This window comes from Pseudonocardia pini (genome assembly GCF_013870575.1).
Classification (GTDB): Bacteria; Actinomycetota; Actinomycetes; order Mycobacteriales; family Pseudonocardiaceae; genus Pseudonocardia; species Pseudonocardia pini.
Map to the genome: position 1 here is coordinate 1 of NZ_JACBXB010000177.1, position 8,504 is coordinate 8,504.

At 72.5% G+C, this 8,504-nt stretch carries 9 protein-coding genes; 7 read left to right on the plus strand and 2 right to left on the minus strand.

Annotated elements, in window-relative coordinates; genetic code table 11:
• Window positions 1–172 precede the first annotated feature (172 nt).
• Complete coding sequence (locus H5J29_RS12745; RefSeq protein ID WP_181781151.1) at window positions 173–1,102, minus strand: proteasome assembly chaperone family protein; 930 nt, start codon at window positions 1,100–1,102, stop codon at window positions 173–175.
• A gap of 185 nt (window positions 1,103–1,287) precedes the next feature.
• Here H5J29_RS12745 and H5J29_RS12750 point away from each other — a divergent pair, with 185 nt between their 5' ends.
• The 7 genes from H5J29_RS12750 to H5J29_RS12780 all read left to right on the plus strand — a co-directional run bounded on the left by H5J29_RS12750 (window position 1,288) and on the right by H5J29_RS12780 (window position 8,030).
• Window positions 1,288–2,436 (plus strand): polysaccharide deacetylase family protein, encoded by a 1,149-nt coding sequence (locus H5J29_RS12750; RefSeq protein WP_181781152.1) that lies wholly within the window; start codon window positions 1,288–1,290, stop codon window positions 2,434–2,436.
• 125 nt (window positions 2,437–2,561) lie between these two features.
• Window positions 2,562–3,614, plus strand: coding sequence for a FecCD family ABC transporter permease (locus tag H5J29_RS12755; protein ID WP_181781153.1), 1,053 nt, complete (start codon window positions 2,562–2,564; stop codon window positions 3,612–3,614).
• On the plus strand, window positions 3,611–4,654 hold the full coding sequence (locus tag H5J29_RS12760; RefSeq protein WP_181781154.1) for a FecCD family ABC transporter permease: 1,044 nt from the start codon (window positions 3,611–3,613) through the stop codon (window positions 4,652–4,654). Before H5J29_RS12755 ends, H5J29_RS12760 begins: the two co-directional genes overlap by 4 nt.
• Window positions 4,655–4,668: 14 nt before the next feature.
• The gene (locus H5J29_RS12765; protein WP_181781155.1) at window positions 4,669–5,556 is read left to right on the plus strand and encodes an ABC transporter ATP-binding protein; all 888 of its coding nucleotides are present in this window, start codon (window positions 4,669–4,671) and stop codon (window positions 5,554–5,556) included.
• Window positions 5,553–6,551: an ABC transporter substrate-binding protein gene (locus H5J29_RS12770; RefSeq protein WP_312858184.1), complete on the plus strand. Its 999-nt coding sequence runs from the start codon at window positions 5,553–5,555 to the stop codon at window positions 6,549–6,551. The genes H5J29_RS12765 and H5J29_RS12770 overlap by 4 nt, the downstream gene beginning before the upstream one ends.
• A gap of 137 nt (window positions 6,552–6,688) precedes the next feature.
• Window positions 6,689–7,627, plus strand: coding sequence for an ATP-binding protein (locus tag H5J29_RS12775; RefSeq protein WP_181781156.1), 939 nt, complete (start codon window positions 6,689–6,691; stop codon window positions 7,625–7,627).
• 13 nt (window positions 7,628–7,640) lie between these two features.
• A complete protein-coding gene (locus tag H5J29_RS12780) occupies window positions 7,641–8,030 on the plus strand; it encodes an SCO5389 family protein (protein ID WP_181781157.1) in 390 nt (129 codons plus the stop codon).
• A gap of 63 nt (window positions 8,031–8,093) precedes the next feature.
• On the opposite strand, the gene H5J29_RS12785 is transcribed toward H5J29_RS12780, so the two are convergent.
• Window positions 8,094–8,504: PadR family transcriptional regulator (locus H5J29_RS12785; protein ID WP_181781158.1), on the minus strand; the 411-nt coding region annotated here is incomplete at its 5' end.

Sequence of the window (8,504 nt, forward strand, 5' to 3'; positions counted from 1 at the left end):
CCCCGAACGGGAGGGTCCGCTCGACGGGGCGGGTGAGCTGATCGGTGGACACGGGCACCTCCCGGGGTCGCGGGCGCGGGCGGACCGGGGAGGGGGTACCGATCCGTCCGCGCCCTGGGACCGATGATCCGCGCGGATCCTGTGGGGCGGCTGTGACCCTGCTGAGCAGCGCCTACCGGTCTTCGCCGAAGCCCCCGGCCTCCTTGCCGTCGTCGCCCTGGTCGGCGAGGAAGCGCTCGACCTCGGCGGCCAGCTCGTCCGCGCTGGGCAGGTCCTCGGAGCCGAGCCCACCCGCGGCGCGACCCGCGGCGACCGAGTCGTACTGCTTCTCCAGCGCGCGCACGACCTCGGCGACCTCGGCGGAGCCCTCGACCTGCTCGGCGATCTCCGCGTCGGTGCGCTCGCCCGCCTTGGTCAGCTCCTCGGTGGGCAGGTACAGCCCGGTCGCGACGGCCGTGTGGTCCAGCAGCGACCGCGCGGCCTGCGGGTACTCGGCGCGCGCCAGGTAGTGCGGCACGTGCACGGCGAAGCCCAGCACGTCTCGGCCCGCCTCGCCCAGCCGGTACTCCAGCAGCGCCGCGGCGCTGCCCGGGACCTGCGCCTCGGCGAACCAGGGCGTGTGGCCCTCGATCAGCTCCTTGCGCGAGGCGTGTGCGGTGACCCCGATCGGCCGCGTGTGCGGCACCGCCATCGGGATGCCCTGCAGCGTGACGACCAGTCGCACGTTCAGCCGCTCGACGAGCTGGTCCAGCGCCGCGACGAACCGCTCCCACTGGGTGTCCGGCTCCGGGCCCGCCAGCAGCAGGAACTCGGCGTCGGCGGAGTCGTTGAGCGCGACGACGTCGAGCTCCGGAGCGTCGTAGGCCGACCAGCGATCGGTGTCGAAGGTCAGCGGTGGCCGCCGGGACCGGTAGTCGACGAGCTGGTCGACGTCGAAGGTCACGAGCGTGCGGGGTTCCTGCCCCTCACGCAGCGCCTCCACCGCGAGCCGACCGGCGTTGCCGGCGTCGACGAACCCGTCGAGCACCACCAGCAGCACCGCCCCGTCGGGGTCGGCGGTCACGCCCTCCTCGACGCGGTACAGCTCCGCGGGATCCAGCACCTGACGTACCTCCTCGTCTGTCCTACGACGTCACAGCCCTTCGGCGTCCATCCTGACGTGCAACGCCCGAGCCCCTGCACAGCATCCCCACATCCGGGTGGCGCTGCTCCATTGCGGTGCACCCCGGCCGACACGCCGTCGCGCGGACGGGGGTCGCCCGGCCGGTCGACCTACCGTCCGAACCCGTGGGCGGATCGGGGCGGGTCACGACGTTCTTCGCGGTCGTCGTGGCGATCCTCGCACTCCTCGTGGTGTGGGACGACCGTTCGCCCACACCCGCGCAGGCGACGGACCGCATCGAGGCGGGCTCCGACGCCGTCGACAGCGCGGCCGAGCGCGCCGACGGCCGGATCGAGCCCTACCTGCGGCGGCTCGCGCCGGGGGAGCGGCCGCCGCAGTTCGTGCTGTTCTCCTTCGACGGCGCGGGCTCGCACGAGCACTGGCAGCGCTTCCGCGAGGCCGCCGCCCGCTCCGAGGCCAGGATCACGGGCTTCCTCTCCGGCACCTACCTGCTCACCGACGCCGAGGCCGCGCGCTACACCGGCCCCGGCCACCGGCCCGGGCAGTCGTCGATCGGGTTCGGCGGCACCCCCGAGGACGTCGCGCGGCTGGTCGCGGACCTGAACCTGGCTCGCGACCTCGGACACGAGATCGGCACGCACTACAACGGGCACTTCTGCGCGGGCGCCGCCCCGAGCGGGCGGGACTGGTCGCAGGCCATGTGGGCGGACGAGCTGGGGAGCTTCCGCGGGTTCGTCGAGTCCGCCCGCGCGAACCTGGGCCTGCGGCTGGAGCAGGCGGACGTCCGCGGCGGGCGCACACCGTGCCTGGAGGGCGACTGGGCCCAGGCCTTCCCGGCGATGGCCGCCGCCGGGCTGCGGTACGACACCAGCCAGGTCACCCGCGGGATCACCTGGCCCACGGACGTGGTCACCCCGGCGGGGACCATCCGCGAGTACGGCATGCCGACCGTCACCGTCCCGGCGCTGGGCCGCAAGGTCGTGCTGATGGACTACAACCTCTGGTACGTGCTCAACGGCGCCCGCGACCAGCCCGCCCGCGCGGCGGAGTTCGCGCAGGTCACTCTGGGCGCCTACCGCGCCGCCTACGAGTCGGCGCTGGCCGGGAACCGGGCCCCGCTGGTGGTCGGCAACCACTTCAACACCTGGTCCGGCGGGGGCTTCTCGCAGGCCGTCGAGGAGTTCATGGGCGAGGTCTGCCTGCGGCCCGAGACGGTCTGCGCCACGTACTCGCAGGTCGACGCCTTCCTGGACCTGCAGGATCCGGCGGTCGTCGCGGGCTGGCGGGCGATGGACCCCACCGGGATCACCTGACCTCGATCTCGGCTTCGTCTCGATGATTGCCGCTTCTCCTACCATCACCTAAGTTAGGCGCGCCTCAGTTCGGAACGGGAGACGATGAGCGCGCTACTGCATCCCGCCCCGCCGCGGGCGACCACATGACCGCCGTCGCCGAGCCGTCCTCGTCGACGACCGCGGTCCGCAGGCGGGTCCCGGTCCCCGGCAAGGTCCTCGGGCTCGTGCTCGCCGTCGCGGCCCTCGTCGTCGTGACCGTCGCGAGCGTGATGGTGGGTGCCAAGCCCATCCCCGTCGGCACCGTGCTCGACGCGTTCCTCGGCTTCGACCCCAGCAACAACGACCACCTGTTCGTCCGGGTGGAGCGCATGCCGCGCACCGTCATCGGGCTGCTCGCCGGCGCCGCGCTCGGCCTGGCGGGCACGATCATGCAGGCGATCGCGCGCAACCCGCTGGCCGATCCCGGCATCCTCGGCGTGAACGCGGGCGCAGCCCTGTTCATCGTGGTGGGGATCAACTTCTTCGGCCTCACCGCGCTGACCGGTTACGTCTGGTTCGGCTTCGTCGGCGCGGCCCTCGCCTCGGTGGTGGTCTACGGCGTCTCGGCGTTCGGCCGCGAGGGCGCCACCCCGATCAAGCTCGCGTTGGCGGGGGCCGCGGCCAACGCCGCGTTCGTCTCGCTGACCACCGGGGTGCTGCTGACCAGCACGGACGCCTTCGAACAGTTCCGCTTCTGGCAGGTCGGCTCGCTCGCGGGCCGCAACTGGGACGTCGTGGTGTCGGTGTTGCCGTTCATCGCGGTCGGCATCGTGATCGCGTTGTTCTCCGGCGGCCTGCTCAACACGCTGACCCTCGGCGAGGACCTCGCGAAGGCGTTGGGGCAGAACGTTACCCGGGCCCGGGTCATCTCCGGTGTGGCGGTCGTGCTGCTCTGCGGCGCGGCCACCGCGGCGGTCGGGCCCATCGCGTTCGTGGGGCTGGCGGTGCCGCAGGTCGCCCGCATGATCACCGGCCCGGACAACCGCTGGCTGCTGCCGTACTCGTTCGTGCTGGCCCCGATCCTGGTGGTGGGCGCGGACGTGATCGGCCGGGTCATCGCCCGTCCCGGCGAGGTCCAGGTCGGCATCCTGACGGCGGCGATCGGGGCGCCGATCTTCATCGCCCTGGTCCGCGGCCGGAAGGTGGCCCAGCTGTGACGGCGGCGACGTTCGATCTCGGGGCGATCGCCCGGACCCGCGCGCGGGGCCGGGTCCGCCGGATCTCGGTCGCGGGTGGGCTCGCGATCGCCGTGGTCGTGGTGTTCGCCCTGTCGCTGGTCGTGGGCGCGGCGGTGATCTCGCTGCCGGACGTGCTGTCGACCCTCGCCGGGCAGGGCAGCCGGAACACGAACTACGTCATCCTCGAGCTGCGGCTGCCCCGCGCGCTGGCGGGGGTGCTGGTGGGCATCGCGTTCGGGCTGTCCGGCGCGGTGTTCCAGAACCTGCTGCACAACCCGCTGGCCAGCCCGGACGTCATCGGCATCAGCACCGGCGCCAGCGCGGCGGCGGTGCTGGGCATCGTCGGGCTCGGGCTCTCCGGGCTCGCGATCTCCGGGTTCGCGCTCGGCGGCGCGCTGCTCACCGCGCTGGCGATGTACGCGATCGCCTGGCGGAACGGGGTCTCCGGCTACCGGCTGATCCTGGTGGGCATCGGGCTCAACGCGCTGCTGCTGTCGGTGATCAGCTACTTCATGACCAGTGCCCAGGTCACCAACGCCCAGGACGCGCTGCTCTGGATCTCCGGCAGCCTGTCCGGGCGCAACTGGAACCAGGTCGTCCCGCTGCTCGTCGCGCTGGTCGTGCTGGTGCCGATCACGATGGTGCTCGGCCGGGTGCTCGGAATGCTGGGGCTGGGCGACGACACCGCCCGCGGCCTCGGCGTCCCGGTCGGCCGGGTGCGGCTGGGCCTGATCGTCGCGGCCGTCGCGCTCGCGGGCGTGGCCACCGCGGCCACCGGGCCGATCGCCTTCGTCGCTCTGCTGGCCGGGCCGATCGGCCGCGGGCTGGCGAAGGACGGCAGTCCGGCGCTGCTGCCGTCGGCCCTGGTGGGGGCACTGATCGTGCTGGTCGCGGACTTCGCGGCCCAGCACGCGCCGTTCCTGCCGAACCTGCCGGTCGGCGTGCTCACCGGCGCCATCGGGGCGCCCTACCTGCTCTGGCAGCTCGCCCGCACGAACTCGGGCGGTCAGGGCGGATGACGAACGAGGAAGACATGACCGCTGTCTCGAAGGCCATCACCGCGCTCGCCGCGACGGACTCGTCGGACGGCCACACGTCCACCCGGCACACCCTCGCCGCCGAGGGGCTCCGGCTGTCCTACGACAAGACGGAGATCGTCCACGGCATCGACCTGGAGCTGCCGCCGGGCAAGGTCACGATGATCATCGGACCCAACGGCTGCGGCAAGTCGACCACGCTGCGCGGCCTCGCCCGGCTGCTCGATCCCAGCGGCGGCCGGGTCCTGCTCGACGGCAAGGACATCACCACCATCTCGAACCGCGAGGTCGCGCAGGTGCTCGGCATCCTGCCGCAGCACCCCGTCGCGCCGGACGGCATCACGGTGACCGACCTGGTCAGCCGCGGCCGCTACCCGCACCAGGGCTGGTTCCGGAAGTGGAACGCTGAGGACGACGAGGCCGTCGCCCAGGCGCTCACCGTCACGAACACCGCGGAGCTGGCCCAGCGCCCCGTGGGCAGCCTGTCCGGCGGCCAGCGCCAGCGCGTCTGGATCGCCATGGCGCTGGCGCAGCGCACGGACCTGCTGCTGCTCGACGAGCCGACCACGTTCCTCGACCTGGCCAACCAGGTCGAGCTGCTGGACCTGCTCACGGACCTGAACCGACGGTCGGGCACCACGATCGCGATCGTGCTGCACGACCTCAACCTCGCCTGCCGCTACGCCGACCACCTGGTCTGCATGAAGGCGGGCGACATCGTCGCCGAGGGCACCCCGAAGGAGATCGTCACCGCCGAGATCATCTCGGCGGTGTTCGGGATGCGCTGCGACGTCCTGATCGACCCGGTGTCGGACACCCCCATGATCGTGCCGATCGGGCGGCACCACACCCATCCCGCGAGAGAGTCGGAGAGCACGTCGTGAGAAGACCCCATGGACGACTGAGCCGCCTGCTGACGGCGACCGTCGCGGCCGCCGTCGGCCTCACCCTCGCCGCCTGTGGGCAGGTCCAGGACTCGTCGTCCCCGAGCGGTGGCGAGGCCGCCGCGGCCACCGTCGAGACCCTGTTCGGGCCGGTCACGGTGCCCGCGAACCCGCAGCGCGTCGTCGCGCTCGGCTGGTCCGACGCCGAGGCCGCGCTGGCCTTGGGCGTGCAGCCCGTCGCCGTCAGCGACTGGCTGGCGTTCGGCGGCAAGGGCGTCGGCCCGTGGGCCGCCGACCTCTACACCTCCTCGCCGACGATCCTGCCGACGCTCGAGCTGAACTACGAGCAGATCTCCTCGCTCAACCCGGACCTGATCCTCAACACCCGCTCGGACAACACGAAGGAGAAGTTCGACGAGCTGAGCAAGATCGCGCCGACCGTCTCCGCCCCGCCCGGGGTGACCGTGCAGTACGGCACGACCTGGCAGCAGCAGATGGAGCAGGTGTCGACCGCGCTGGGCAAGAAGGCCGAGGGCGACAAGGCGATCGCGGACGTCGACGCCGCGTTCGCGGCCGCCGAGTCCGCCAACCCGGGCTTCGCGGGCAAGACCGTGGGTGTCGGCGCGTTCTTCAGCGACTCCTACGGCGCCTACGTCGACGGCGACTCGCGGGTGGACTTCATGAAGTCCCTCGGCTTCGTCAACTCCCCGACGATCCAGGCGCAGGCGGCGGGCGGCAGCTTCTACGTGTCGCTGGCCCGGGAGAACATCGAGCAGCTCTCCGCGGACCTCACGATCATCTTCCCGATCGGCGGCGACGCCGCGCCGCTGAAGGCGGACCCGGTGCTGAACCAGATCCCGGCGGCCCAGGCCGGGCACCTGTTGATCATGGAGGACGCCACCCTGATCTCGGCCTTCTCCTCGGGCTCGACCCTGGGCACGAAGTACGCGATCGACAACGCGGTGCCGGCGATCGCGGGCAAGACGACCGCCTGAGCCTCCGCCCACCGGCGGCACTCTCGTGTGGCAGGTCCGCGCGAGAGTGCCGTTCGTGCGTCCGGGCACCCCGGGTTGATCACCCGTTGGTGAACATCGTTACCGTTACCGTCTCCAACACGGGAAGGGGCGGTGCGGTGCGGATCGCGTTCGTCGGCAAGGGTGGCAGCGGCAAGACGACGACGGCGGCCCTGTTCAGCAGGTACGTCGCGGGGCTCGGTCGGCCGGTGCTGGCCGTCGACGCCGACATCAACCAGCATCTCGGCGTCGCGCTGGGCGCCGACCCGGACGGGGCCCCGCCGCGGGCCCTCGGCGGGGACCTGACCTGGCTCAAGGACCACGTGCGCGGGGACAACCCGCTGCTCCCGTCGGCCGACACCATGATCAAGACGACGCCGCCCGGCCCGGGGTCGCGGCTGCTGACCCTCGACCCGGCGGGGGAGCTGCTGCAGCGGTACTCGGCCGTCGAGGGCGGGGTGCGCTACCTCGTGACCGGCGCGTTCGACGAGGCCGACATCGGGGTCTCCTGCTACCACTCCAAGACCGGCGCGGTGGAGCTCTACCTCAACCACCTGCTCGACGGCCCGGGGGAGTACGTGGCCGTCGACATGACCGCGGGCGCCGACGCCTTCGCGTCCGGCCTGTTCACCCGCTTCGACCTCACGGTGCTGGTCTGCGAGCCGACCCGACGCGGAGTGGGCGTGTACCGGCAGTACGCGGACTACGCCGCGGAGCACGGCGTCGCGCTGCGGGTGCTGGGCAACAAGGTCTCCGACGACTCCGACGCCGCCTGGCTGCGCGAGCAGGTGGGAGACGCGCTGATCGGCGGCCTCGGCCAGTCCGCCTGGGTCCGGGCCGCCGAACGCGGCGCGGTCCAGCCGATCGAGTCGCTCGAGCCCGCCAACCGCACGGTGCTCTCCCGGATCCTCGCCGACCTCGACGGCCGCACCCGCGACTGGGCCGCGTACCACCGCGGCACGGTCGAGTTCCACCTGCGCAACGCGCGGTCCTGGGGGGACAGGGCGACCGGCGTCGACCTCGCCGCCCAGGTGCACCCGACCTTCGTCCCCGCCTGAGAAAGGAACCCGTATGTCCCTCGACGTCCCCACCGCCGTCCTCGAGGCCGCCGAGCGCCGCGAGCTCGACGACGCCCAGTTCCTCGCCGTCGTCCGCGACTCCCTGCCCTACGCCTGGGAGGTCGTGTCCGCCGCGGCCGCCGACCAGGGCCCGGACAAGCCCTTCGGCGAGCACGAGGTGCCCCCGCCGAGCGAGCAGGAGCGGGGTCAGCTGCTGCGGGCGCTGGCCAGCACCTCGATCCGCGGCGCGCTGGAGCGGCACTTCGGCGTGGTGCTGGCCTTCCAGAACTGCCACCGGGTCGCGGCGTTCAGCCCGGCGACGGTCGACTCGGAGATCTACCGCGAGTTCATCTCCCCACGCGGCCAGATCCTCAACCAGTCCCCGGAGCTGCGCGACTGCTGACCCCGCTGTGCGTGGCGATGGTCGCTATGGCGACCATCGCCACTCACGAGGGTTCGAGCCTGCCTACTCGGCGAGCAGGCGGTAGATCGTCTTGCGGGCCTCGGTGAGGGACTCCGTGGCCTGGGTGATCTGCTCCGGCGTGCCGGCGGCCATCACCTGCTGCGCCGCGGCGTGCAGCTGGGCCAGCTGCTCCCACAGCGCGGTCTCGGGGCCCGCGTCCTCGTCCTCGTCGAACGCGGTCCAGACCTTGTCGAGCTCCTCGCGGTGCTCCTCGACGTACGTCGTGCCCGCCTCGGTCAGGTGGACGACGCGGCGGCCGTCCGTCTGCTCGACCCGGACCAGGCCCTCGTCCTCGAGCTGGCTGAGGGTGGGGTACACCGAGCCGGGGCTGGGCTTCCACCGCCCGCCCGAGCGCTCGGCGATCTCCTGGATGATCTCGTAGCCGTGTCGCGGCTGCTCCGCGACCAGCGCGAG

Excerpts from the sequence above, each read along its gene's own strand:
- H5J29_RS12755 (WP_181781153.1), top strand. The coding sequence starts at position 2,562 with ATGACCGCCGTCGCCGAGCCGTCCTCGTCGACGACCGCGGTCCGCAGG.
- H5J29_RS12780 (WP_181781157.1), top strand. The coding sequence starts at position 7,641 with ATGTCCCTCGACGTCCCCACCGCCGTCCTCGAGGCCGCCGAGCGCCGC.
- H5J29_RS12765 (WP_181781155.1), top strand. The coding sequence starts at position 4,669 with ATGACCGCTGTCTCGAAGGCCATCACCGCGCTCGCCGCGACGGACTCG.